At 48.2% G+C, this 26,419-nt stretch carries 20 protein-coding genes and 1 pseudogene; 2 read left to right on the forward strand and 19 right to left on the reverse strand.

The genetic code is table 11. From position 1 onward, the window contains the following. Window positions 1–2: 2 nt before the first annotated feature. From ACF8MC_RS17390 to ACF8MC_RS17435, 10 genes and pseudogenes are all read right to left on the reverse strand, one after another. Window positions 3–977: a methyltransferase domain-containing protein gene (locus ACF8MC_RS17390; protein WP_052210560.1), complete on the reverse strand. Its 975-nt coding sequence runs from the start codon at window positions 975–977 to the stop codon at window positions 3–5. A 2-nt stretch (window positions 978–979) separates the two neighbouring features. Beyond that, window positions 980–2,197: an ABC transporter ATP-binding protein gene (locus tag ACF8MC_RS17395; protein WP_033646749.1), complete on the reverse strand. Its 1,218-nt coding sequence runs from the start codon at window positions 2,195–2,197 to the stop codon at window positions 980–982. Then, window positions 2,187–2,966 (reverse strand): ABC transporter permease, encoded by a 780-nt coding sequence (locus ACF8MC_RS17400; protein WP_164104737.1) that lies wholly within the window; start codon window positions 2,964–2,966, stop codon window positions 2,187–2,189. The genes ACF8MC_RS17395 and ACF8MC_RS17400 overlap by 11 nt, the downstream gene beginning before the upstream one ends. A 1-nt stretch (window position 2,967) precedes the next feature. Then, complete coding sequence (gene rfbD / locus ACF8MC_RS17405; protein WP_033646754.1) at window positions 2,968–3,849, reverse strand: dTDP-4-dehydrorhamnose reductase; 882 nt, start codon at window positions 3,847–3,849, stop codon at window positions 2,968–2,970. Beyond that, window positions 3,850–4,383 carry a dTDP-4-dehydrorhamnose 3,5-epimerase gene (gene rfbC, locus ACF8MC_RS17410; protein ID WP_033646757.1) on the reverse strand — a complete coding sequence of 178 codons (534 nt, stop codon included), beginning with the start codon at window positions 4,381–4,383 and terminating at the stop codon, window positions 3,850–3,852. A gap of 560 nt (window positions 4,384–4,943) precedes the next feature. Beyond that, window positions 4,944–5,957, reverse strand: coding sequence for a UDP-glucose 4-epimerase GalE (galE, locus tag ACF8MC_RS17415; RefSeq protein WP_033646759.1), 1,014 nt, complete (start codon window positions 5,955–5,957; stop codon window positions 4,944–4,946). Between the two features lie 224 nt (window positions 5,958–6,181). Beyond that, window positions 6,182–6,289: pseudogene (locus tag ACF8MC_RS17420) on the reverse strand (IS200/IS605 family transposase); the annotation flags it as partial. A 176-nt stretch (window positions 6,290–6,465) separates the two neighbouring features. Further along, the gene (locus ACF8MC_RS17425; RefSeq protein WP_016928415.1) at window positions 6,466–7,842 is read right to left on the reverse strand and encodes a TolC family outer membrane protein; all 1,377 of its coding nucleotides are present in this window, start codon (window positions 7,840–7,842) and stop codon (window positions 6,466–6,468) included. 2 nt (window positions 7,843–7,844) lie between these two features. Continuing rightward, window positions 7,845–9,176 (reverse strand): HlyD family type I secretion periplasmic adaptor subunit, encoded by a 1,332-nt coding sequence (locus ACF8MC_RS17430; RefSeq protein WP_033637755.1) that lies wholly within the window; start codon window positions 9,174–9,176, stop codon window positions 7,845–7,847. Between the two features lie 52 nt (window positions 9,177–9,228). Continuing rightward, window positions 9,229–11,001 (reverse strand): type I secretion system permease/ATPase, encoded by a 1,773-nt coding sequence (locus tag ACF8MC_RS17435; protein ID WP_033637754.1) that lies wholly within the window; start codon window positions 10,999–11,001, stop codon window positions 9,229–9,231. A gap of 84 nt (window positions 11,002–11,085) precedes the next feature. Between ACF8MC_RS17435 and ACF8MC_RS17440 the strand changes: the two genes are divergently transcribed. Further along, window positions 11,086–11,382 (forward strand): hypothetical protein, encoded by a 297-nt coding sequence (locus tag ACF8MC_RS17440; protein ID WP_164104735.1) that lies wholly within the window; start codon window positions 11,086–11,088, stop codon window positions 11,380–11,382. A gap of 255 nt (window positions 11,383–11,637) precedes the next feature. Further along, window positions 11,638–14,628 (forward strand): DUF4214 domain-containing protein, encoded by a 2,991-nt coding sequence (locus ACF8MC_RS17445; RefSeq protein WP_164098128.1) that lies wholly within the window; start codon window positions 11,638–11,640, stop codon window positions 14,626–14,628. Between the two features lie 206 nt (window positions 14,629–14,834). Here ACF8MC_RS17445 and ACF8MC_RS17450 read toward each other — a convergent pair whose 3' ends face one another. The 9 genes from ACF8MC_RS17450 to ACF8MC_RS17490 form a co-directional block, all read right to left on the reverse strand. Further along, window positions 14,835–16,160 (reverse strand): cellulase family glycosylhydrolase, encoded by a 1,326-nt coding sequence (locus tag ACF8MC_RS17450; RefSeq protein ID WP_049213008.1) that lies wholly within the window; start codon window positions 16,158–16,160, stop codon window positions 14,835–14,837. A gap of 98 nt (window positions 16,161–16,258) precedes the next feature. Beyond that, window positions 16,259–17,653, reverse strand: coding sequence for an undecaprenyl-phosphate glucose phosphotransferase (gene wcaJ / locus ACF8MC_RS17455; protein ID WP_049213009.1), 1,395 nt, complete (start codon window positions 17,651–17,653; stop codon window positions 16,259–16,261). Window positions 17,654–17,780: 127 nt separating this feature from the next. Further along, window positions 17,781–19,154: a phosphomannomutase CpsG gene (cpsG, locus tag ACF8MC_RS17460; RefSeq protein WP_033637752.1), complete on the reverse strand. Its 1,374-nt coding sequence runs from the start codon at window positions 19,152–19,154 to the stop codon at window positions 17,781–17,783. A 63-nt stretch (window positions 19,155–19,217) separates the two neighbouring features. Beyond that, a complete protein-coding gene (locus ACF8MC_RS17465; protein ID WP_033637751.1) occupies window positions 19,218–20,633 on the reverse strand; it encodes a mannose-1-phosphate guanylyltransferase/mannose-6-phosphate isomerase in 1,416 nt (471 codons plus the stop codon). Window positions 20,634–20,701: 68 nt separating this feature from the next. Continuing rightward, the gene (locus tag ACF8MC_RS17470; protein ID WP_164104734.1) at window positions 20,702–21,766 is read right to left on the reverse strand and encodes a glycosyltransferase family 4 protein; all 1,065 of its coding nucleotides are present in this window, start codon (window positions 21,764–21,766) and stop codon (window positions 20,702–20,704) included. Continuing rightward, window positions 21,763–22,824 (reverse strand): glycosyltransferase family 1 protein, encoded by a 1,062-nt coding sequence (locus tag ACF8MC_RS17475; RefSeq protein ID WP_033646765.1) that lies wholly within the window; start codon window positions 22,822–22,824, stop codon window positions 21,763–21,765. Before ACF8MC_RS17475 ends, ACF8MC_RS17470 begins: the two co-directional genes overlap by 4 nt. 31 nt (window positions 22,825–22,855) lie before the next feature. Beyond that, on the reverse strand, window positions 22,856–24,142 hold the full coding sequence (locus ACF8MC_RS17480; protein WP_230202210.1) for an O-antigen ligase family protein: 1,287 nt from the start codon (window positions 24,140–24,142) through the stop codon (window positions 22,856–22,858). Between the two features lie 47 nt (window positions 24,143–24,189). Further along, entirely contained in the window at window positions 24,190–25,329 is a 1,140-nt protein-coding gene (locus ACF8MC_RS17485) for a glycosyltransferase family 4 protein (protein ID WP_164104733.1), read from the reverse strand. A 28-nt stretch (window positions 25,330–25,357) separates the two neighbouring features. After that, the gene (locus tag ACF8MC_RS17490) at window positions 25,358–26,374 is read right to left on the reverse strand and encodes a hypothetical protein (protein ID WP_033646768.1); all 1,017 of its coding nucleotides are present in this window, start codon (window positions 26,372–26,374) and stop codon (window positions 25,358–25,360) included. Window positions 26,375–26,419 lie beyond the last annotated feature (45 nt).

Genomic DNA, 26,419 nt, shown 5'->3' on the forward strand with positions numbered 1-26,419 from the left:
AGTTATTGGTTCGAATTTTGCTTTGAAACGCTTTCCAGCTGTTCCTTAAGCATCTGAATAATCCGCTCTGCCTCAGACAAAGCTTGATCTCGGGAACGGACCATCTCTTCCGTGTCCCTGAATGCTTGCATTCTTTCTTCAGAGATGCGCTCTGCCTGTTCTTTATAATATGTTACTTCATTGATTCTTTTTTCAGCCTCAAGCAACAACTGCCAACGTTGTTCAGCCAAGCGTTCTGCAAACTCCAAACTTTGACGCAATGGAGAGACCAATTCTTGGTCATATTCTATGCGACTCATACCTGTAAATAGCGTATTCTTATTATAAATAGCGTCAACATTAGATGAAATCGCAATGAAAGAACCGTTCATTACGTTCTTGTTTTTTGCATTAAATACCGCAGGCGGCATCTTTTGATCTTGAAATGTATGCACTATAGAGACGAGTTCTTGAGCGATAACAGCAATATCAACATGCGAAAATTGGGCTTGCAACAATGTTTTCAAAGCTTCTAAAGAGAAGGCTTGAATATGGTAAGGGTTGGGCCCATACAAACTGACACAAAAATTCTCGTAATCTTTAGTTGGCACAGAGCAAATAAATATCCCATTTGGTTTCAGCACGCGTTTGACTTCTGCAATCGCTAATTCAGGTTGCTCAAGATGCTCCAACGTTTCTAAGGAAATAAATGTATCGACGCTACAATCATCGAACGGCAAGGCTAAAATCGAACCATACTCAAAACGAGAATCCGTCGTATTGTGCTCTTGTGCATAGGCGATTGCCTCTCGATCAACATCCAACCCTGTGTAACTGACTACAGCAGGGTTAGACAAGACGATAGGTGCCGAATATCCGATACCGCATGCACAGTCAACCACAACTCCCTTGGCAAAACTGGCAACGTACTGATAACGCTGGTGATGTTCTTCTCTTAAAAACTGCAACTTAAGAAGATCGTTCTCAATCCGTTCCATACTTACCCCTTGGCCACCACAGACCAGCTATGTTCAATATCATAAATTCCAACGGCACTGAAGTTATCGGCTACAGAAAACTCACAGACCGGTACAGCTTCGTTAATTATCTGTATACCATCTTGATCATTGACAGCGACTCGCCAGTTATAAATACCTGACAACAACTTCAATGCGGGAAAATCAATAGTCACTCGTCCTTCCCGACTTAGGGAAAATGGTTCTAAGCCACGCATTGCTGTAGTCGTCCCACAGATATATACCCCATCTTTACGGTAAAGATTAAAGACAAAGGTCAGCCCATCGAATTCCCCGTCACTTCCTTCATATTTGTAATCGAAAGACAGTTTAACATTGTCACCGCTAGCCAGCTCGGTTACTGAATTCCCAGTCCGATCGAGAAGAGATACATTAGCTATTTTTATCAATCTGCTACTTATTTCATTTTCAATAGCTTTATTTTCGGCATCTTGAGTCTCCATCACACTCTTCTGCATATCAGAAAGGTAATGCTGAACAGCAACATCTGCATTTCCAAAATAACGCTGTACACCTTTTTCAAGGTATAGTGCACTATTACAGATATTTCGAACCTGATAATCATCGTGCGAAACGAACAGGATTGTACATCCATCATTTCTGATTTCATTAAACTTCTTTACACATTTTCGCTGAAAGCGTGAATCTCCAACAGCAAGAATTTCATCTACGATTAATATTTCAGGATCGACATGAATGGCAGTGGCAAAGGCTAAACGTGCAAACATACCACTCGAAAAAGTCTTAACCGGCCGCTCGAGAAATTCACCGATATCGGCAAAGCTAGCTATTTTATCGAAACGCTCCGTAATTTCTTTACGCGTTAAGCCCAGAAGAGATGCATTCAGGTAAACGTTTTCACGCCCTGTGAACTCTGGATTAAACCCAGCGCCAAGCTCTAACAACGGTGCAATACGCCCTTTAGTAAATACGCTGCCGCTTGTAGGCGCCAAAGTTCCACAGATCATTTGCAACAGAGTTGATTTACCGGAACCATTGACACCAATAATACCGACTGTTTCACCTTTTCTAATCTCGAAATTAACGGAATCCAGAGCGACAAACTCCCTACCCTTAGCCCCCCGATACCCCAGCAAGGCTCCCAGGCGCTGCATCGGGCTGGAATAAATCTGATAAACTTTACGCAGATTTTGCGCAGAGATAACAATATTAGAGGACATCAGCAAAGCCTCTCTTTACCTTTTTGAACCAAGTTATAGCTAATACGTACAGCACAATACTGATACCCCAATAGAGTGCATAGCCTTCAAGACTGAATAATTTTCCGTACAGGACGACATCACGTAAAGCTTCGACAATAAACGTTAACGGATTAATATAAATCAGCATACGATATTGTTCTGGAACAGCAGTAACAGGATAAAATATAGGCGACATAAATAACATTAAGGCAATGATAACTGAAACAACCTGCCCCATATCACGAATATAAACACCTAGCGATGACAAAAATAATGAAATGCTATATGATAATAAAATCAATGGAAGAATAACAATAGGAACTAATAATGCCATTAGACTAACAGGTTGCTTTAGTAAAATACAAAAAATGGCAAAAACAATGCATCCCATAAAGAATTGGAATAATGCGCCAAAAACAGACACCCAGCACAAGGATTCAAGAGGAAATAAAACTTTTTTAACATAGCTGACATTATATACATATATTGTTGTCGCCTTGCCAAGACATTCGGCAATAAAACCATGTGTCAGCAGACCGGTAAACATAATCAAAGTGTAATTTTCTGTCGTTGTCAGCCCCCACTTGGCTTTAAAAACAAAGCCAAAAATAAAGCTATAGATAGAAAGCATAATCACAGGGTTTAGCAGCGACCATACGATACCAAGACTAGTCCCACGATAGCGACTTTCAACATCCCGCTTGGTAAGATTAAAAATCAAACCTGTATTTTTCAACAATGTCTTCATATTAATTATTCATCTGATCAATAATTTTTGGAACTACTTTTTCCAGGCTCACTCGCCAGTTGCTATTGCAGATCCCGCGTTCACGATATATTTTTTCGCAGTTAAGTATCGCATGCTTAGGTCTTTTGGCTGCGCATTTATATTGTTCACTGTTAATAGAAGACAAAGCCATAAATCTATAACTATCGTCAAATACCTTAGCTAAAGAAAAAATCTCCGCAGCAAACTCAAACCACGAGACAATCTTGTCCCCGCAAAAATGATATAGCATGGGTTCATTAACCCCTTGGCTAATAATAGTGAGAATACATTTAGCTAAATCACCAGCATAGGTAGGTCGACCAAACTGATCGTTAATAATAGCAAGCGATTTACGTGTCTTTCCTAATTTAAGCATGGTATGCACAAAAGAGGTGCCATGCTCACTGAATAACCAGGATGTGCGGATCACCACGGCGCGTGAGCACGTGGTTAGTACGGCTTTTTCGCCAAGCAGTTTGGTTTGACCATAGACATTTAGCGGCCCCGTTGGTGAATCTTCACACAAAGAAACGCCCTCTTCTGCACCGCTAAAAACATAGTCTGTCGAAATATGAATCAGTGGAATGCTTAGGCTCTCTGCAATCATAGCCAGATTAGCTGGACCGATAACATTTGCAGCCTCCGCAACGATGATTTCTTCTTCAGCTTTATCCACTAGCGTATAAGCTGCTGCATTTACAATGAAATCTACATTCAACTCCGCAACAGTTTGCTGCACTGCAGGCCAATCAGCAATGTCAAGTTGTCTGCGGTCCAGGCTAACGATCTGCCAATTGCCAGGCAATGTATCCGCCAAGCAATGGCCTAGTTGACCATTGCCGCCAGTTACCAGTATACGCATTTAAAAAAGCTCGCTGAATAATTTGCCTTTAAGATCCTTCTCAGAAAGCTGGGGATGCTCTATAGGCCATTCAATCGCCAGTTCAGGATCGTTCCAACTCAAGCAGTGCTCGTTCTTCGGATCATAGTAATCGGTGCATTTATAAGCAAAGTCGACTTCATCACTCAACACCAAGAAACCATGTGCAAGGCCAGGTGGGATCCACAGTTGCTTCTTGTTACCCTCAGATAGATTGATCCCTAACCATTGTTTGAAAGAAGGTGAATTTGGACGGATGTCCACCACAACATCATAGACCTCCCCTCTTAGGGTATAGACCAGCTTCCCCTGGGGACGAGAGGTCTGAAAGTGCAAACCTCGCAGCACGCCACGTGTCGAACGAGAATAGTTGTCTTGAACAAAATCATGTTCAATATCAAGTAGTTCTTGGTAACGTTGCTTTTGGAACGTTTCGAAAAAGAAGCCACGCTGATCACCGAAAATCTTAGGTTCAATCACTTTGACGCCGGCAATCTTTGTATCAATTACTTTCATTTGACTACTCACTCACTCGGAATATCCTACCCAACCAGTGTCTCCCTAGCGCTGCTGCCATTTTGAATAAGCCGAGAACACCTCACATTGAACTATATTTGAGTGGGTCTAAACGCCCTCTAAATCAACTTAAGATAGTTCGCTACTGAAGACATTGCAGGATAGCACAGTTTCTTCATTCCTTTAAAGCATCCTCCAGCATGAACACAGCCTCTACCTAGAGGCCGTGCTAGTCATAACATTACTCTAACATATCAAATCGTTAAGTGTCATAGGGCCTGGTTGGGACACATCAATGATAGCAGGCTAATGATGAAGCATGTGCGTTAACAACGTGAAAAACCATGCATAGCTACTCTCATCGAGAATTAATCTCATTGATATAAAATGATTTTTTTAAAGATATCACTTATTTGGGGATATTTAACATAGGATAACTCTGATGGTGATAATGAGATTGTTAATACAGACGTCTAACTGAAATATAATGTAAAAAACAAGTTGCCATATAAGGAAAATAAAACAGGCGTAATAAAAAATCACGCCTATTCAGTGTTATTTTAGCGATAACCCTGAGGGTTGTTCTTCTGCCAATTCCACGCGTCACGCATCATGGCATCCAAATCACGGGTAGCCTTCCATCCCAATTCTTTGAACGCCAACCCTGGAGCGGACCAGCATTCGGCAATGTCGCCGTCTCGGCGTGGTACAATTTGGTAAGCTACGTTGCGACCTGAAGCCTTTTCAAAAGCATGGAGCATCTCCAACACCGAATATCCTACCCCTGTCCCCAGATTATAGACTGTAAAGCCTCTGTGCTCATCGATGTGTTCAATCGCCTTGAGGTGCCCTTCAGCCAAATCCATGACATGAATATAATCTCTGACCCCCGTACCATCCTTAGTCGGATAGTCGTCACCGAAAATAGACAGTTTCTCCAGTTTTCCGATTGCCACCTGAGCAATATAAGGCATCAGATTGTTGGGAATACCATTTGGATCTTCACCAATCATGCCGGATTCGTGCGCACCAACCGGGTTGAAGTAACGTAAGGCGGTAATGGAGAATTGCGGTTCTGCTTTAGCGAAATCTTGCAAAATTTGTTCTACCATCAGCTTCGACGTGCCGTAAGGATTCGTCGTACCGCCAACGCGAGACGTCTCGGTCAAAGGAACTTGCTCTGGGGTGCCGTACACCGTGGCAGAAGAACTAAAGATAAACTTGTGCACACCCGCACGACGCATTTCCTCCAACAATACCAACGTGCCGGTGACATTGTTCTGATAGTACTCGAGCGGCTTACGCGTCGACTCTCCGACAGCCTTTAGCCCAGCAAAATGGATCACAGCCGAGATGTCGTGAGCCTCGAAGATGCGATGCAGACACTCAGCATCCAAGATATCGCCTTGGTAGAACTGAGCACTTCTACCCGCGAGTTTCTCAACGCGACGCAGAGACTCATCGGAAGAGTTTGATAAATTATCTAACACTACAACATCTTCGCCATGTTCTAACAAAGCCAGAACAGTGTGAGAACCGATATAACCGGCTCCTCCGGTGATTAAAACCGCCATAAAAACTCCTTACTCGCGCTCCTGGCGCTCAAGATGAACTGCCTTATTTAAGCAATCAATTGATTTTAAATGAAATTTACACTAACGCACGTCTTTTCTATCATAATTGACCATCCCTATGTTCATAGAGTTCCTTTGATTCGATTGGCTTTACAAGTATGCAAACGAAAAGAGTTGTCGTAGGCAGCACCAGTGTATTCTTTTTTGTGCACAATGTGCTGATGCTCTTTACCGAGATTACCCTTGAGGATTTTGTATCCGAACTTCGGTGTCCATACGAGATGATACTGACAGCGATAGAATACATGGGAAGCGGATTCATATCTGTTCATGCTACTTACCCCTTGATTTGCTGATAACAAACCGAGGCAGTATTTAGCATGTGCCCCCTACGGGCATAGTCCCACATGAACGATCACCACCTCCATAAGGGGGGGGTTTAGGATTGATAACAAAAAGAGCAGCTCAACGCTGCTCTTTCAGATTAATGCTCATAGTGAATATGTTGCTAGCGACTGCGGGCAAAATACTGCGCTACCCGCATAACATCTTTTTCATCTAACGTACCGGAGTCGCTCAGCAAGGTAATCCACGACTTGATGTAGGCGTACTTGGCGGAGGCCAGATCGCGCTGGGCGCTATAGAGCTGCTGTTCGGCGTTGAGCACGTCAACGTTGACACGTTGCCCGGCCAGCACGCTTTGCCGGGTCGCCGTCACCTGTGTGGTGGCCGATTGTACCGCCAGCTCATAGGCCGCCACCTTGGCGCGGCTGCTGATGCACAGATTGTACTGCTTGCGCAGATCGTTGAGCGTGGTGCCCGTCTGCGCATCCATCTCATACATCGCCTGGCCATAGCGCGCCGCCGCCTGCCGGGTCGACGCCGAAACGCCGCCGCCGGAATAAATAGGCATGCTGACCTGCACGCCGATGCTGTCGGTGCGATATTTCTGGTTAACCGTGTTATCGCTGCTGGAGTCGTTTTCCGAATGCGAAGCATACAGCTGAACCTGCGGCATAAAGCCCGCCCGATTCCTTTCAACGTCATACTTGGCGGCATCCACGCCATGACGCGAGGCGGCCAGCACCGGGTTATTCTCCAGCGCGATCTTTTGCCACTCTTCAAACTTGGACGGGATCAGCGGCGCCACCTTGAACTTGCCCGGCCGCAACACCTGCAATTCATCCAGCTGGTTCAGCGGCATGCCGATAATCACTTCCAATTCGCGCTGCGCGGCATCCAGCGCATCGCGCGCTTCGATGACCTGCGCTTCGGCCAGGCTGTAGCGCGCCTGGGTTTCCGATACGTCGGTAATGGTGCCTTCACCGGCGCTCATCAGGCGATCGTTCAAGGTCAGCTGTTCCTTGTAAGCCGCCTTTTGCGCTTCGGCCAACGCGATTTGATCCTTGGAATAGGCCACTTCGACATAGGCGTTAATCACCCTAACCGCAAGATCCAGCAACTTACCGCGATAGCGCTCGTCCGACATCATCGTCTGCGCGACGCCGGCTTTGTAGCGCGCGTACGCTTCATAATCGAACAGCGGCTGCGTCAGCGTGATCGAGCTGGAATAACTGCGATATTGCTGCCGCCGGGTGACCTCCGAAACATTGCCGAAAAAGTCGCTCTGCGGATATTTTTGCGTCTGCCAGTTGCGCGGCGAATTCTGATAGTTCAGCGACACTTTCGGCAGCAGCCCCGCCCTGCCGATGTTTTCGTTCTCATCTCCCGCTTCTTTCTCTTTTATAGCCGCCCGGAAAGTCGGGTCCTTTTCTAATGCCAGCGAATATGCGTCTAAAATCCCTATCGAATAAACCGGCGCAGATATCGCAAACAAAAGGGTGCCGATAACCAGACCGGCAGCCTGTCGTTTTGATTGAATCAAAATTATTCCTCGGTTAATGAAGTATGAGCGCGATCCAAAATAGGTTTAAACAGATAGCTCAGCAGCGAGCGCGACCCCGTTTTCACGAACACCTCCACCGGCATCCCCGGCTTGATGTCCTCGCCACTGAGCATCTTCATGCCCTCCGGCGAGACCGTGACCTGCATCTGGTAGTAAGGCTCACCGTTGGCTTTGTCGACCAGGCGATCGGCGGAAACCAACGTGACCGTTCCCGGAATTTTCGGGGTTTTGTTTTGGTTGAAGGCGGTAAACATCAGATCCACCGGCAACCCGTTGTACACCTTGTCGATCAGGTCGACTTTGAGGCGAGAATCCACCACCAATGTCGCCTGGCTGGGTACAACGTCCATCAGGTGGTCACCCGCTCCCACGACGCCCCCCTGAGTGAAGATATTCAATCCGACCACGGTGCCGTCCACCGGTGAGGTGATGGCAGTGTTGCCCAGATCGAAATCGGCCATTTGCAGCTTATTGCGAAACTCGCTGGCGTCCATTTGGGTTTGCGCCAGTTGCGTTCTGACCTCGCGCTGATAGTCGGCGAAACGCTGGTCGATACGCTGCTGAGATTCCTGCAGTTGCTTTTGCAGCTGGCCAATCCGCCCGACGGTTTCATCGATGCTGCTGTTCACCTCGGCAAACTGACGCTGCACTTCCAGGTAGCGGTTGCGCGGCAGGTAGCCGTCCGCCGCCAGTTGCTTCATGCTGTTCATCTGCTCACGCAGGCTGGAAAGTTGAATCTGCTTGTTGGCGCGCGAATCCTGCAGGCCTTTCAATTGGAAACGAATCCCGTCCATCGACTGCTTATAACCGTCAATTTCACTTTGCAGCCCCTGGCGGCGGGAGGCGAACAGCTGCGTTTGCAACGCGATGATTTCAGCCACGCGCGGCTGAGTTTTGATCTGGGCAAAAATAGGGGAAAAAGTGACGTTGCTCAGACCGTCGCGCTCGGCGAGTAAACGCCCTTCGGTGGCCAGCGTGGTATAGTACTGGTCGCGCAGGGAATCGACCTGCGCCTGTGCCTGCACCTGGCTCAACTGCACCAGTACTTCACCGGCTTTCACCTTGTCGCCGTCTTTCACCGCGATATTCTTGATGATGCCGCTGGCCGGAGCCTGCACCGTTTTGCGGTTGCCGGAAACGGTTACCGATCCCGGCGATGCCACCCCTTTATCCAGAGGCGCGAACGCTGCCCAGGCCAAAAATCCGAACAGACCAATTCCCACCACCAGCCAGCCCATCCGGGTAAACCGCCGTTCATCCTGCGGGATCTCTTCAATATACGAGTCTTGCGGCTCGCCAATGTGCGTCGACATACCAACTCCTTTAAACTGCGGACGGCAATAAAGCCGTCAGGCAATTCACGGCTTAATTAATTTGCGTTTTCGGGATATTGCCTTCATCCGGCTCGGAATTTACCGCCCTCACCGCTTGCTGAGGCGGTTGCGCCTGCGCTTTTTGCGCATTGGCTAACGCCTGAAGCACTTGTTGAGTCGGGCCGAATGCGTTGACGTTGCCATTTACCAGGAGCAACAGCTTGCTGGTCATCGACAGCAAATTGGTGCGATGGGTAATCAGAACCACCGTTTTATTACGTTGCTTGAGGAACATAATGGCCTGGTTCAACGCTTTCTCGCCCGCATCATCCAGGTTGGAGTTAGGCTCATCCAATACCACCAGCGAAGGGTCGCCATACAATGCGCGCGCCAGGCCGATACGCTGTTTCTGTCCACCGGACAGCCCAGCGCCACCGTTGCCGAGCACCGAATCGTAGCCGTTAGGGAAACGCAGGATCAGTTCGTGCACGCCGGCCAGCTTGGCGGCTTCAATGACTTTCTCTGAGTCGATATCGTTAAAGCGGGCGATATTCTCGGCGATAGTCCCGGCAAACAGCTCAATGTCCTGTGGCAGATAGCCGATATACGGCCCCAACTCATCCTTGTTCCACTGATAGATGTCGGCATTATCCAACCGAACAATCCCTTCGCTGACCGGCCAAATGCCGACCAGCAAACGCGCCAGCGTCGATTTCCCCGACGCGCTCGGGCCAATGATCCCCAGCACGTCACCGGGCTGGATGGCAAAACTCACGTTATGCAATACCGCATCGCCTTGGGATCCCGGCGGCGTGGCGGTGACGCCTTCTACGGCCAGCACCCCTTCCGGGCGCGGCAAGGACATGCCGGTACCCCGTTGCGGATGCGTTTCCAGCAGCTTGACCAACCGGCCATAAGAAAGCTTCGCCGCGCTGTAGCTCTTCCAGACGTTAATAACCTGCTCAATCGGCGCCAGGGTTCGCCCCATCAGAATGGAACCGGCGATCATCATACCGGGCGTGATGTGCCCATCGATCGCCAGCCAGCCCCCCAGCCCCAGCACCAATGATTGCAGCGACATGCGCACAAACTTGGTGATCGACGTGACCCGCGATGCGCGTTCGCTGGCGATGCGCTGACTGTTCAAGAACCGCTGGTGCAGACCGAACCACCTGCGTTTCAGGTTGGGCAACATCCCCAAAGCTTCGATCACTTCGGCATTGCGCAGATTGGTGCTGGCCAGCGTCCCGGACATAATCGACAGCTTGCTGGCTTCCGCCAGCGGCTTTTTCGACACCATTTCGTTGATCACCGCCAATGCGATCAGCAACAGCGCACCGACCAGAGCGAAAAGCCCCAACCAAGGGTTAAAGAGGAATATCACCAACAGATAGATTGGAAACCACGGCGCATCAAAGAAGGCGAACAGCGCGCTGCCGGTGAGGAATTGGCGCAGATTGGTCAAATCGCTCAGCATCTGGCCGGCATCAGACGAGCCGTTTTTCAGATTCGCCTCGTAGGCCGCGGTATAGACTCGCGTGTTGAGCCGCATATCCAGCTGGCTGCCGATGCGGATCACCACCATGCTGCGCACGTATTCCAACAGCGACATCATGCCGAACATGCCCAGCATGATCAGCGTCAGCATCAACAGCGTGATTTCATTGCGAGAAGGAAGCACCCGGTCATAAACCTGGAGCATATAGATAGAAGGAACTAGCATTAATAAATTAATAAATGCGGTAAATATGCCAACGGTCCAGAAAACCTTGCTGCGAGTCCGTATAACATCCGCAATTTCATTGCGCGGTATAAATTGATTCACTTTCTGCCCTTACATCATGTGCACTGTCAGTCAAAATCCGCATTGATTTTTATGAGATTAACCTCACAAAAAAAGCCCCCAAACATGCTCAAGACTGCAGCTGCTTTTTCATTAACTATAGATACACATTTGGAATTCCAGCAAGGCGGCAGACGAAAAAAACATTCCTCAAAAATTCAAAAAAAAACCAATATAAAGCAAAAAGTTATCCAAACCCAAATGACAGGACACCGCCCCCCTTTCCCACGCCCCGGCAAAGTCAAACCGCCACCACTGGAAATAATTAGAAATCTAATAATCCCCACCGTTAAAAAAACAACCAAAATCATTGCACTCATAAAAAATATTAATCCACTGCGACAAAAACGCAGGATTAATTGACAACACAATTAGTTATAGAAAAACCAAAAAAATAGAAATAAAAAAAATCCTATAGCCTTGACAAAAATCTCATCAGCTCCTTTGATTAAAACGTGAAAGCAACAATTGGCATTAGTATGTCATTTTTATATGCCGTTGTTTTCACAAGTTTTAATACTAAAAAATCTGACCAAACCTCTTCCTGGCACGGCTATGGGGGGCCGGTCACATCTTTCTTATGTCCGTAGAAAATGGGTACATCCAAAGGGGTAACGTATGGCCACATTAGTAGCACAGCAAAAAGCGGCTGCTTTTTTCCTTGCAATCTCTGGAAAGAATATTGATACCGCGGCGTTAGATTACTACTCGCAGAAAATTGAAACTTCTGCACTTTCTCTGGAGCAAGTTGCGCAAAAATTCATTACCGGCACCTCAAGCCTGAACGGTCTGACGGCTTCTCAAATCGTAACCAAGGTCTACACCGCAGTGAACGGCAGTGCCCCCAGCAGCAGCGTGCTTGCCGATCTTTTAGCGGGCAACCCCACCACGGCATCCGTTGTTGCCAAGGTGATTAACGACGTACTTAGCTACAGCGGTTTTGATTCAACGCTGCTGACAGCACAGAGCAATTTCGAAGCTCAAGTCGAAAAAACCCTGTTCCCTGTCGCGACAGCCGCATCGTCGGCCGGCGCAGCTGACGTACAGGGTGTTTTCCATGTCGTAGGCTTAACGCAAACTCAGGACGGCATTACCTACTGGGGAACCGTATTGGCGCAGGGCAGCAAAACGCTGGCGGCGGTCGCACAAACCTTCGTGAACAATAGCCCGCTGAAAACGTTAAGCGATAGCGATTTCATCAACGCCATCTTCCAAAACAGCTATGAACGCGCACCAACTTCGGCCGAAAGCAGCAGCTATCTCGCCTTGCTGAGTGGCGGCTCGACTCGCGGCGACGTCGTAGCTCAAGTGATCGCAGCACTGAAGGGCACCGTTGCCGCCGGCGATACCACGGCCCAACAGCACTTCCAGGCGGCGACGCACGTGTGGCAACCGGGTGAACTGCCGGCTCTGAACTATCAAGAACAAGTCGCAGCGGCCTTCCTGGCAATTCCTGGCCGTGGTGTCGATGCCAGCGGGCTGGACACCTGGAGCAAAGAACTGTTTGCCGGTAAAACTTATGCACAGGTCATCACTACCCTGATCAATTCAGCAGAGTCGCAAAAGAAAGGCGCTCAATTGACTGGCGATGATTTTGTTCAGCATATCTTTACCCTGGTGCATGGCACCGCCGCCACCGCTGCGCAATTAGCCAGCTATGGTGCGCTGGGGAGCAAAACGGCCATCACGCAGGCCATTATCAACGACCTGCGCAGCTCCGTCGCCACTGACAGTGCCACCGTCACTCAGCAGCATGGTTTCGAGTTCGACATCGGTACTAGCCTGCTGTACAAAACCGCGGCGTCTCTGACGGCAACGGCCGCCGGCGGCAACGCGACGGGCACCGTCAACACAGGCGCATCTCACCAAATTAGCAATGCCGAAACGGCAGTGTTGACGGATGTGCAACTGAACGCCAATGCCGCCAGCATCGTGAACCTGAAGTTCGCCGACCACCTGGCGAATCTGACCATCAACGGCACCAGTGCAGCAACGGTCAACCTGTCTGACAACGGGGTTAACCCTGGTGTCGATATTACCGTTAACAATGGCAACGTGATTCTGAACGCCAGTTCCGGGAATGATGATGTCATCGTAACGTCGACGGCCAATATCGCCACGGGCACCGGCGACTTTAACCTTGGCAACGGCAACGACTCGCTGAAATGGGCGGGGAATGCGGCAACCGGCGCAGCCAACACCGTCGGCGCCGGCATCTCCGCTAATGGCGGCGCGGGTACGGACTCCATCTCCGCCAACTTCATCACCAAAACCGTGGTGACCAACCAAAACGCCCTGGGCGTTCGTACCAGCACCGTGACCAGCAACGCCAACAACTTCTCGAACTTCGAGCAGATCGACCTGACCGGCTATATCGGCAAGTCCGTCGGTACGCTGATTACGACGCCGCTGATCGGTTCACCGACTACCACCAGCGTGACCACGCCAAACAACACCTTTGACTTTGGCCTGACCAACGGCACGTCCACGGTCGAAGGCACCACCGGCGGCACGGTTACGCAGAACGCAGCGGCCACCAATCTGGGCACTCAGGGGTTTGTGGTCTCCGGTCTGGCTAACGTCAACGTCATCAACGCCGCCGGCGGCAACGCCGCGCAGTTGGCAGTGAAAGGGGACGCGACCGCTGCCAGTACGCTGAACTTCACCTTTGTCCAGAACGCCACCGATCACTTCAATATCAACTTCGATGCGGTGAGTTCTGCCAACGTGAATGCCGGCGCCATCACTCTCAACAGCAGCAGCAGCGCCTTGTTGGGCACCGCTCTGACCACGGTTAACGTGGCCTCGGGCGGTACCGGCAGCTTTGACAATATTCTGTCATTGGCCGGCACCAATGCGCAGGTTCAGACCATCAACGTGACCGGTGATCACGCGCTGGATCTGACGGTGGGCAGCGGTTTCAGCAACGTGCGTGATATCAATGCGTCCACCAATACCGCGGGGCTGAATCTCGACTCCAGCCATGGCGGTACCGGTGACGGTATCATCATTCAGTTGCTGAACATTCTGCCGCTGAGCGTTGTCACCACCAACCTGTTGGCACCGGTGTTGACGGCGTTGGGCCTGAACGGTTACCAAATGACCGTAGAAGGTTCCAGTGCTGCCGATACTCTGGGCGTGATTGGCAACACCACGCTGACCGGCGGCGCAGGTGCCAACACCTACGACATCAAGGCCAGTAACACGCAGGCGGGTGTGACCATCAAGGACTTTAATAGCCTCAAGGACTCGATTGTCGACGTGAACCATGGCGGCCTGACTATCTCCGATGACGCCAGCGGCACCGCGGTAGCGAACTACGGTACGCGTTCTGCCGACACGTTGGATGCATTGTTGGGGACACTGGTGGGCGGTTTGACCAATGGCGTTATCGGCCTGCTGGGCGGTATTCTTGGCCTGGATAGCAGCAACTCGCTGACGTCGAAAGTGGGTGTGGCATCCGTTGTATTCAGCGGTGGCGGTAACACTGCCAGCTCTTACGTGATTATCGACAACAACGATAACCACTCGCTGGACCTCAACGATACCGTGGTATACCTGACTGGGCAAAACCACCAGCAATTGGTGGATACGCTGCACTACGCGTAAGCGTAACGCCTTCACCAAGCGCCCTGATTATTTATTCAGGGCCGCATGGAGAACGGCAGTTATATACTGATGCCAGCCGGCTATGCCGGCTGGCTTTTTTATAGGCGGCAAATGCAGGCGAATGACGAAGCAGCAAGCCGCTTATGACGCTGGACAAAAAAAAACCGCAAGCTTAATAAGCTTGCGGTTTTTTACTCACAGCCTGCCTACCAGGGCGAGGCAATCGGAGCACTGGAGCGCATCATTACCGGTACATCGCCATCGGGCGCAGCCGTATTCCCCTGAACCTCTTTGAGCGGCGTAGCACTTTGGTTTTGCGGCGCCTCACTCGCCATAAAACTGCGCAAGCCTGAAGAAATACCGCTGGCAGGCTTAGCCACCGGTTTTTCCTGCCAGAATAGCATCGCATGTTGATTATTCCCTTTCAATGCGATGGAAATTTTACCGCCCGGCAGCACTTGGTATTTCTCAACGGAATACGATCGCGCAACATCTGCGACCTTACTTAAAGCCAGCATCGACGGCTTCGGTTGACCGTTTCTCGTCAGCAGCCCAAATCGATGTTCATTGATTTTCGGGTTGTCTCCATCATCGAGCAAATCGTACCACCATATCCCTTTGATAAAGGGCCGCGATTTGGCCAGGAAAGTATATTTCACCACATATTGCGCAGCCACATCTTTTGATAACCCGCCTTTACCGTCATAGGTTGGCACGCCGATTTCAGTGATATAAATCGGCACCGTCTTACCTGCTGCCTTTGCAAGCCGGGCCTCGAATTTATCCACAACGCCGAGGTTCCCCTCAGGGGCCCGTATAGCGTAATTATCGTTGCCATAGGAGTAAGGGTGGATGGAGAAACCATCGACGTAATTCAACACGCCGAGTTTAACGATGTTATCAACCCAGGAAGGATCGCGGGTTCCTGTTGGGTTGGCCGTTCCCGTAATGACAATTGCGTTGGGATCGGCCTTTCGAACCGCAGCAGCCGTAGCTTTCACCAACGCGACGAAAATCTCCGGCGGCGGTGGCGTGCGCGGCTTCGGCTTAATCGCAGTGGCATTCGTCCATTCGTTCCAGATCTCGTAATACTTGATCTTGCCTTTATATTTGGAGGCCGTCCAATACGCGTAGTTGGCAAAAGCCTGAATGGCTTCAGGCGTCGTTGGATAACCCGATGGATCGTAGAGTTTGTTACCGTACGCCAATACTAATAACCCATTCAGACCAAATTTTGCCTGGGCATCGTTAAACGCTTGGTCGGCCTTTTGCATATTGCCGGTTATGACATACTGCCCTTTTTGCTGTTCCAATCCGCTCCAGGGAAAATCCGCTCGATACGACGTGAAACCGTAACGCTTAATCAGATCCAAATATTTATCCGGATCGTTGGGATACCAGCGAAAATGCGCATGAACCCCGACTTCGAAAGCCAAGGCGTTCGCACTGATAAACATCAGCGGCAATGCGAAGGCCAGCGATGAAGCCGCCCCCTTCCAGCACCTCAGTTTACGGTTTGTTTTAGTCAACATCTGACCGACCTCCAGTTTTAAAAGAAAAATGAACTGTCTCAACATCCCCAGAGATCAGGAAATCCACATTTCCCAGGCGCGACATCCTTAAAGAAAATCTAATACGCCGCTTTATTAATGAATCCCTTGAAAATGGTCAGGAAGACGATTTTAATGTCCAACCAAACGCTCCAGTTACGGATGTAGTCGAGATCGAACTCAACGCGCTTTTGCATTTTTTCCAACGTATCCGTCTCGCCACGCCAACCGTTGATCTGCGCCCACCCCGTGATACCCGGCTTCATTTTATGGCGCAGCATATAGCCGTTGATCAACTTTCTATACTGTTCATTATGTGCCACGGCATGCGGCCTTGGGCCTACAATCGACATGTCGCCTTTCAGTACATTGACAAATTGCGGCAATTCATCCAGAGAGGTACGACGCAAGAAGGAGCCGACCGGCGTCAGGCGCGCGTCCCCTTTTTTCGCTTGAACGACTTTATCGCCATCTTCCATCACGGTCATCGAGCGGAATTTCCATACCTCGATGGCCTTGCCATCCATGCCATAACGCCTTTGTTTGAAAATGATGGGCCCGGAAGAGGTAAATTTGACCATGCAGGCGATCAGCAACAGAACCGGAGAAATGAACAGCAAAATAAATATTGACAGAATGATGTCTTCAATACGCTTAATTACCTGATTAACCCCGCTCATTGGCGTATCGAATAACGAAACGACGGGAACGCCATTAATCTCTTCCGATCGCGACTGTAATATGTTGAACGTAAAGATATCCGGGATCAGCATCACTGAGCAGGTCGTATCAGAAAGATCCGCGATCGTATCTTTGATCAATTTTTCCTGCTCCATCGACATTGCGATATAGACCCTATCGATACGCCCACTTTTCGCGTCGCTCACGAGCTGAGACAAGTCGCCGCAGCGTTCGATTTTGCTGTTCAACGGAGAATTATCGTTGTCGTAAATGCCCAACACTTTAAATCCCATCCAGTGCGCGTCACGTAAAGATTCTGCCAGACGAATACCGACGGGCATCGCGCCCATGATGGCCACATTACGGGTATTGAAGCCAATATTGCGCATGTATCCCAAGAGCAGCCGGATCACGCTGCGCGTAATGACCAAACCGCAGCAGACCAGCAGATACCATTGGATATAGACGGAATACTCGTTATTGAAGACATTTATCAACGCCACCGTTCCTGAGGTCAACAGCAGGCTCAGCGACCAGTTTTGCAAAATGAGCTGGATCTCCAGCCCCGCACGCACACCACGCCACGAACGATAAAAGTCAGTAATCCCACCAATCATTTGGAAGATAACGATCGATATTAATACCATAATCCAGTGTTGCACGCTAAATGCGGCACCGGAGATTAGGCAAGACAAGTACAGCCCGCTAAAGATAACGAAAATATCAGAGAAGCGCTGAAGCATTGAAGTAAGAGACGCATTAGTATGCAACACGCCCCGACGGAAACCGTTCATAGATAACTGCCTATTAACTATCATAGTATAGATGCCTTTTGTTAGTTTTCTCTGGTACCTATATCGCTTCACAACGCTGGGCATATGCCGCTCGCCCAGCATTAAAATATAGCTTTAAAACCAGAGATCAGCGTCGAAGCAAGGCCAGTATTTCCTCTGTTTTTTGCTGCATCAGTGCAGGATTGGCTCGTGATTCGACATTCAAACGCACCACCGGCTCAGTATTTGAGCTACGTAAATTAAATCGCCAGTCTGCAAATTCCAGACTAATGCCATCGGTCGTGTCAAATTCCAGTGCCGAAGGCTGATAGCGATTGAGTACTCTTTCAATTGCAGCTTTTGGATCTTGCAGTTTGCTGTTAATTTCACCCGATGCTGGATAAGCGATCATCCGATCCCCGACCAACTCCCCGAGCGTCTTGTTTTTAATGCACAGCAACTCAGCAACCAACAACCATGGGATCATGCCGCTGTCGCAATATGAAAAGTCGCGGAAGTAATGGTGGGCGCTCATCTCACCACCGTAAACGGCATCTTCCAGGCGCATACGCTCTTTAATGAATGCATGGCCCGTTTTCGACATCACCGGCACCCCGCCTGCCTGCTTGACCACGTCGATGGTGTTCCAGCTCAAGCGCGGGTCATGAATGATCTTCGCCCCAGCGTCTTTCTCCAGGAACGCCTCCGCCAACAAGCCAACGATATAGTAACCTTCAATGAATCCGCCGTGTTCATCGAACAAGAAGCAGCGATCGAAATCACCGTCAAACGCGATTCCCATATCCGCCTTGTGCGCACGCACTGCTTGCGCCGTATCTTCCCGACACTCCGGCAGCAGCGGGTTAGGGATACCGTTGGGGAAATTGCCGTCAGGCTGGTGGTGAACCTTGATAAATTCAACCGGCACCTGAAGCTGCTTGAAACGCGATTCGACAGCATCGATAACGTGACCTGCAGCGCCGTTGCCGGAGTTGACGACCAGCTTCAACGGTTTGAAGTTAGCCGTATTCACATAGCTCAGCAGATGATCCACATATTCTTTTTCAATCGATATTGTTTCGTAGCTGCCGCGTCGGGTCGGATCCACCGCAGCGAAGTTATTATCTTCTGCCAAACGCTGAATATCGCGCAAACCGGTATCGCCGCTGATCGGTTTAGCCTGGCTACGCACCAGCTTCATTCCGTTGTAATCCATAGGATTATGACTGGCCGTCACTTCTATGCCGCCATCGAGACCTAAGTGGAAAGTGGCAAAATAAATTTCTTCCGTCCCACTGACGCCAATATCCAGAACATTAACCCCGGCATCGCGCAGCCCTTCCGCCAACGCGAGTTTCAGTTCCTCGCTGGTCAAACGGATGTCTCCCCCGACGACAACGCTTTTAGGTTGCAAAAACTCCCCATATGCACGGCCGACACGATAGGCAATATCGTTGTTCAGCTCTTCACCCAGCTGCCCGCGAATGTCGTATGCTTTGAAACAAGTCAATGATTGAGACATGTTGAGATCCTTACCAAACGTAAATACAGTGATGCGGCTCAAATATCCACCGCACCAAAATGATTAATTATGCTGAGCGGAGTCGCCGATTCGCACGATATCGTCTTCTCCCAAATAGGCACCCGACTGAATCTCAATCAAATCCAGCGGGATTTTTCCCGGGTTTTCGAGAGAATGTTCGACCCCAAGAGGGATATAAACGGATTCGTTTTCACTGATCAGTTGCATTTTACCATTGGTATGCACTTTGGCAGTGCCTGACACCACCACCCAGTGTTCCGAACGATGATGGTGCATCTGCAAGGACAATTTCTCGCCTGGCTTTACAGTAATGCGGCGCACCTGGAAGCGATCGCCCTGCGCAATCGCATCATGTTTGCCCCACGGACGATAAACTTCACGGTGCTGTTTGCTTTCGGAACGCTTTTGTCGCTTCAGTTGGTTGACGATTTCTTTTACGTCTTGGACGTTATCTTTATCGGCAATCAACACGGCATCTTTGGTTTCAACCACAACCAAATTGGTCACCCCGACAGCGGCCACCAATTTATGCTCCGCGCGAATATAGTTATTTGAACAGTTATGCTCAAGAACATCACCGAAAGTAGAGTTCCCTTTTGTGTCTTTTTCACTGATTTCCCACAACGCAGACCATGATCCAACGTCATTCCATCCCGCATCCAGGGGTACGACGACAGCATCGGCAGTCTGTTCCATCACGGCATAATCGACAGACTCATCCGGGCAGGCAATGAATGCATCTCGGTCAACGCGGATAAAGTCCATATCGGGGGTCAAATGCGCAAGCGACTGCTTGCACGCGTCCAGAATATCTGGGCGGAAACGGCCTAATTCTTCCAGGTAACGGCTGGCTTTGAACAAAAACATACCGCTATTCCAGAGATAGTCGCCGCTGGCCAGATACTGCTGCGCCGTTTCAAGATTAGGCTTTTCGACAAAGCGCGAAACGCCGCAGATACTGGAACCGTCGACGCTGGTACCTTTTTGAATATACCCATAGCCCGTTTCCGGGCCCGTCGGAACGATGCCGAAAGTAGCCAGTTTTCCCGCTTCAGCATAAGGAATCGCCTGATTGACCGCATCGCGGAAAATCGCTTCGTCCTGAATGACGTGATCCGCGGCCAATACCAACATGAGCGGATCGTCACCGCTGGAAACCGCCTGCAAAGCGGCAAGCGCAATCGCCGGCGCCGTATTACGCCCTACCGGCTCCAGAATAATATTATGCGATAAACGCGTGATTTGGCGGAGTTGTTCGGCCACGATAAAACGATGCTCTTCGTTACATATAACAAGAGGATTAATAATCTCTAACCCTTTAAGCCGCATGACTGTCGTTTGCAACATGGAAAATTCATTGCACAGCGCTAAGAACTGTTTGGGGAATAATTCACGAGAAAGCGGCCACAGGCGACTCCCTGTTCCCCCAGCCATAATAACAGGATAAAGGTTACTCATTTTTACTCTCACCGATTAAATATAAATAGTAAAAAAATTATTTTCATTCCAAAAAACGGATGTATCGATTATCTGTAATGACGATAAGTATTGGATATCATTTTTTCTGAAGTAAAATTAGCATTGTAGAAATCGACACAGTCAACTTTCATTGCACTCCAATCGCGTTGGTCGCGAGCATTCAATATCTCAACGGCCTCATCGGCCTGATTGGTCGTAAACAGATACCCCGTAACGCCTTCGCTCACCACCTCCGGCAATGAACTGCAGCGGCTGGCGACAACGGGCAACCCATAGCTTTCAGCTTCAACGGCGACCAGACCGAACGACTCCCATCGGCTTGGCATCAACAACACGTCGGCGTAGGTGAAATAAGGCGCCATCTCTGCCGAGGTCAACCAACCTTTAAAATCCATCCGGGCATGTGATGCCGGTTGCTCTTTTGCGTGTACATTGCCGCCGACGATCGTGATTAAAAATCTGTCATCCAATTCGTCGGCAATCCGCTGAACCAAATCAAATCCTTTTTGATAATCAAAACGGCCGACAAACAATATATTTATTTTATCTTGGCGATAAGGATTGGTATCATCCGGCAGCTTTACAGGGGGTTCAACGCCATTATACACAACAGTCAAATTATCAGGACTCAATCCGGCCATCAGTGCCGTTCGTTTCTCATATTCGCTGGTACAGATGATAACATCGGTATTCTTTTGCAGAATTTTCTCTATCTTGGCATAAACCTTCTTTTTCTTTTCTGATGTGTCCATCAGGAAAGAAAAAGCATGCGGACAATAAATAATTTTAGGCCTGCAAGTCATTCTTACCAATGGCGTTAACAGCCGGCAAACAACCCCCGCAAAAGTACTGTGGACGTGAATGACATCCGGTTTTTCTTTACGTACCATCTGGATATAGTTAATAGCCAAAGAGATAAACGAAGAAATATTTCTCCCTGTCCGCGTAAATACCTTCATTTTTTCTGCGGGAAAAGCGCCAATCTCACGATATTGACTATCGGGCAACACACAGTAAAAATCAAATTCATCACTTTGCTGTACAAGTTGTCTAATTACCGTAGCGACGCCACCCTTCACTGTCTCGGCGACATGCAGCACTTTTTTTTTCATTGCATAGATCTCGTCATTATCTCGCTCAACGCTGTTGCCGAACGCATCCAATCGAAACGTTTGACATTCGTAAATCCCTCAGCGATTAAAATTTGGCGCAACGCTTCATCCTGCATAATCCGCTCCAGTGCCTGTTTCATTTCCAGGATGTTTTCCGGATCAAAGTACAATGCACTCTTCGACAATACCTCGGGCATAGAAGCCCGATTGGACGCTACTACCGCACAACCACAAGCCTGCGCTTCTAACGGAGGAATGCCGAACCCTTCATATAAAGAGGGGAACACAAAGGCGCGAGCATGAGAATAGAGTTCTACAAGCTGTTGATCGCTCACACGCCCCAAAAACTGTATGTTATCGTTCGTTACAGTTCCTTCCGTCGAAAACCCAACATCCGCGAAGTTCTTGTTGGCGGCCCCAATGATTTTCAGCGTCACTTCCTGGCCGTTTGCCATTTGAGAGAAAGCGGCAATCAGACCATGAAAGTTCTTATGATAATTTGGAGACGAAACGGCCAATAAATAAGGGCGCTCTGTATTGGATGCCGACGCTATGGGTTTAAACTGCTCGGACACCGCATTATAGATTACGTAAATATTATTTAATGGGTAGTCAAATGCCTGGCTAATTTCTTTTTTAGAAAATTCGCTAACTGTAATCAACGCCTTACTGTGACGCAACATCAGGGGAACAAAGTTATTATAAACGAAACGAAACTTTGCAGAGTAACTTTGCGGATAGCGTTTATATATAACATCGTGATGAGTAACAATTTTATTACGATAAAAGATCGGAGCCGTATTGCAAAGATTTATTAGAAGCGGGCTTTTATTTTTCTTTAAAAAAGCTGGAAGCTCTACCTGCTCCCAAAAGTGACCGCTTTTCTTACCCACCACCTGAACATTCAATTGCGACGCGATATCGTGGTGAATAATGTTAGGTGGCGAGACAAAAACGATATCATGCCTAATCTTACTCAGCGCAAGGCATACTTCCTGAGCGAACCGCTGAACCCCTGTCAAATCCTGCGTTAAGAATCGCGCATTGACATAAATCATTAATTACCTCGCAATTTTAAATAATACCGTGTCAATGTAGCGATTGCACATAACCTACATTCTTTCTTGAGCGACTCACGGAACCCGTCTCCGGCGTTCTAATTGATAATAACAAAATCGATATTATGATTGCGAATATATAGCCTGGATAGTTTGTCAACGGGTTATTATAAACGAAATTCATCGAAAGCGAGATCATCCAGTATAGGTAAACACTGGGATTAAGGCCAAGACGAGTACGCTGATAAAGAATGCCAAGAATTAACGTAGCGACAATAACCAGAAGGATAATGCCGACATTACCGTAATTCGACAACATGTAGATATACATACTATCAAGCGGGATTGAGTTCGTATTGTCATCACCAACCACCGCGTTGCCATTCACAGCGTACCCAGCACCGATAAATGGCGAATACTCACTGTCAGCTCGCACGGCTTCTATATTGACCGTACGAAGTAAAATGCTGTTCTCCGCGTAAGCATTCTCCTTCGGGAATATCATCTCATAAATACTGTAATTGGTCGTCGTAATATAAAAGAACAGTGACAAGACCATCGTTACCATAGTGACTGAATTCAGGCTAAAACGTTGAGAGAAAAAGCGTCTCAGCATCAGGAACATGATATAAAGCAGTGCCATGATAATCGCCGTTTTCGATGTTGAAAATGCGATCCCAACCATAATGAGAAGAATATATTTCTTGCGGTTTTTTTCGCTTACATAAGGCGATAATACCAATGCAAAAAACAGATATTCACTGAGGCTGAATGGCCCGGTGAGCAGACCAAAAGCACGTAATTGCCCCTGAATAGTGCGTAACAGAAGACCATATTCTTTACCAAACTGTGTCAACTGTGGGCCAGGGTCAAAACCGATTAGCGCATAAAGCAGGCCTGCCAAACTGGATTCGGCGACCGCAAAGAGCGCATTCAATACGGCAAAGAAAATATAGTACTTAATGATTTTATTAACAATCTCGACACGCTCATTATATTCAAAAAGAAGTAAAACGGCGGCAAAGAAAAAAGAACCGAATGTCAGTAACTCTAAGCGAAACTGAACGATAGAGCGGAAGAAATCAAACCTGCCGGTGATCATACTTAAAAGTACATAAACTAACGAGAAGATCACCATCGACAGGAAAAAGATCATTACGCTTCTACACTGTTTTGACACGTTAGGGTTACGCGCAAAAAGCAAGATTAGGACGAAAACCGGCACTGCCATGGCAAAAAAGTCTTTATATAATAAAAGTGCCCTGGTCGACATATACGCAGCGACGGTCACAACGCCATTCAATGAGAGCAATGTCATGTACATCAGCAAAAGAAAAACAACCAACGACTTTGTCGATACCCTCATTATGACCCTCTATACACGCTCTCATAAGCATCGGTTATTTTTTCTAGTTCAAAAAACGAACGACGCGGTTTGTTGTTATTTTCTCTCACGACGCTAACCACACTGGCGACAGAAAAATCTTTTAGCTCGAAAATATTATCATAAAAAGCTGCGATTTCTGCCACTCCGCCATTGAAAGGCGTATACACAACCTTACCAGAGATGGCCGATTCCGCAACGGTTCGCCCAAAGGGCTCATTCCATCGCGTTGGTAGAACAACGGCGTCAATCTGCGTCATAAACTCTTCAATCTTGATAAAGCCAAGCAAATGAATACCTGCCTCCAACGCTAACACCTTCAACTTCTCGCCAGCGGCGTCACCATTGAATCTGCCGGCGGCGTAGAATGCAACCTGCGGATCGCCGCTGGCCTGTTTTGCCAGAGCACAAAACTCATCAAAACCTTTGTCTTCGGTGAGGCGACCGACAAAACCGATCCTGACCTTTTCGTTGACGGTCGGTACATACTCTATCGCGGCGACAGGGTTGTAGATATGCGTATGTACCGCGTTGCGCGCAAATCCATTTTCCCGATGCAAGGCGGAAATATATTTACTTATGCCAACAAAAACGTCTACGCGCTGACTGGCTTTTTTCTTCAGAAAAGATGCGATGCGCACTGCAGACGACTGTACGTCCATATTTTGGCCATGTTTAAACAACGTGCCGTTCGGATGGAATAGATAATAATCGCGAGTCGTGTGTACCACGCGCGCCCCCAGCTTCTTGGCCACTCGCCACGCTGCGACGGAAAAACCGCTGAGGTTGTTGGTATGCACCACATCCGGAGAAAATTTGCGCAGCTCCTTACGCATGGCACGAGCCATAAATGGATTATAAGAATCAAGCAGATGCCACAACGCTTTCTTTAATTTGCTTGCCGAAGAAGCCTGAAATGGCCAGTACATATTTTTGAGAGGTAAATAAGCAATATGAACGCCATTAAGAGTGTCATATTTTATCTCATCAAATTCATGAAGACAAAACACACCAACTTCATGCCCGGCTCGTTGCAGGCTTTCAGCCAACAACTGAACTGATACTTCAGCACCACCGATTTTATAAGGAGCATAAAGTGTGTTAATTAAAGCAATCTTCATTTTCCATCACCACGGTAAATTTATAAAATTAAAATTTGTTTTTAATCAGCGTAATATCCGCGTTTTCATAACTCTCATAGTTTTTATAAATCGCGTTAACAAAACCACTCCACTCTGGCGATAAAACTTTCTCATCAAGAACGTAAGCGATTATTTTAATTTTTTCATCATATATTTTTACGAGATTGTCATACAATGATGAATAAAATCCGGCTATGCAACTGACGTTCTCACCAGCCACAATGGGATAAACCTCAAAGGGAAAATCCAACCGACGGACCTCTACAGACTTTCTGATTTCATCTATTTTCTCTTCACGCTCGCGGCGGTGGGGAATATAAACAAGCTCGGCACCCATCTGATTTGACTTTAAGTCATTTATCATTCTTAGCGTCAAGTCAATATCATCAACAGACGTTACCCCTGCCTCATAAAGCGGCGTACCTATAATGAAGACCCTGTTCTTTCCATCAGGAAGACTGGCCAGTTTAGCCTTAAAATTTTGGTAACTGTGCTTAACGACCACATCTCTTTTTGAAACATTACCTTCGATGTCATAAACAGAGAAAAAGGTTATTTTTTCTCTCTCATTATTGGTCATACCAAGTGACTTGAGGAAAACCGACTTCACGACGCCCCGAGCAGTGAGATTATTGTAGCGTTTAATTCTGAGCGTTGCCGTACCATCATCCAGCAGGACCACATTTCTTCTCGAATATTTATGCGCTAAAATCCAAAAAACCCTCGCGCGATACTCACCGGCAATCAAAGTGACAGTTTCCTTCGCACTCACCACCGATGTTACACTCTTCAATTGCCGTTTAATATCAAAAGCATTACCCAGTTTCCCTTCAACATCAATGGTTTCCAGGGAGCGATGCTTAATCATGTTCAACAGATAAACAATCTGCCCGTGATTCAACGCAGAATTGGCCGAACGCTTATTGACAATCAGCAGATCGAGCACAATGTTCTTCGCATCAAGATACTCAATGAGATTAAAAGCCTGAAGCGGTGACTCAATATACGCAATGTATTTACTCATATTTCTAATATCCGATTAAGCTACGGGCATGAATGTATAACTGCC

Origin of the sequence: Serratia sp. LACPHL-BACT-2024-00286 (assembly GCF_043109535.1) — a bacterium.
GTDB lineage: Bacteria > Pseudomonadota > Gammaproteobacteria > Enterobacterales > Enterobacteriaceae > Serratia > Serratia sarumanii.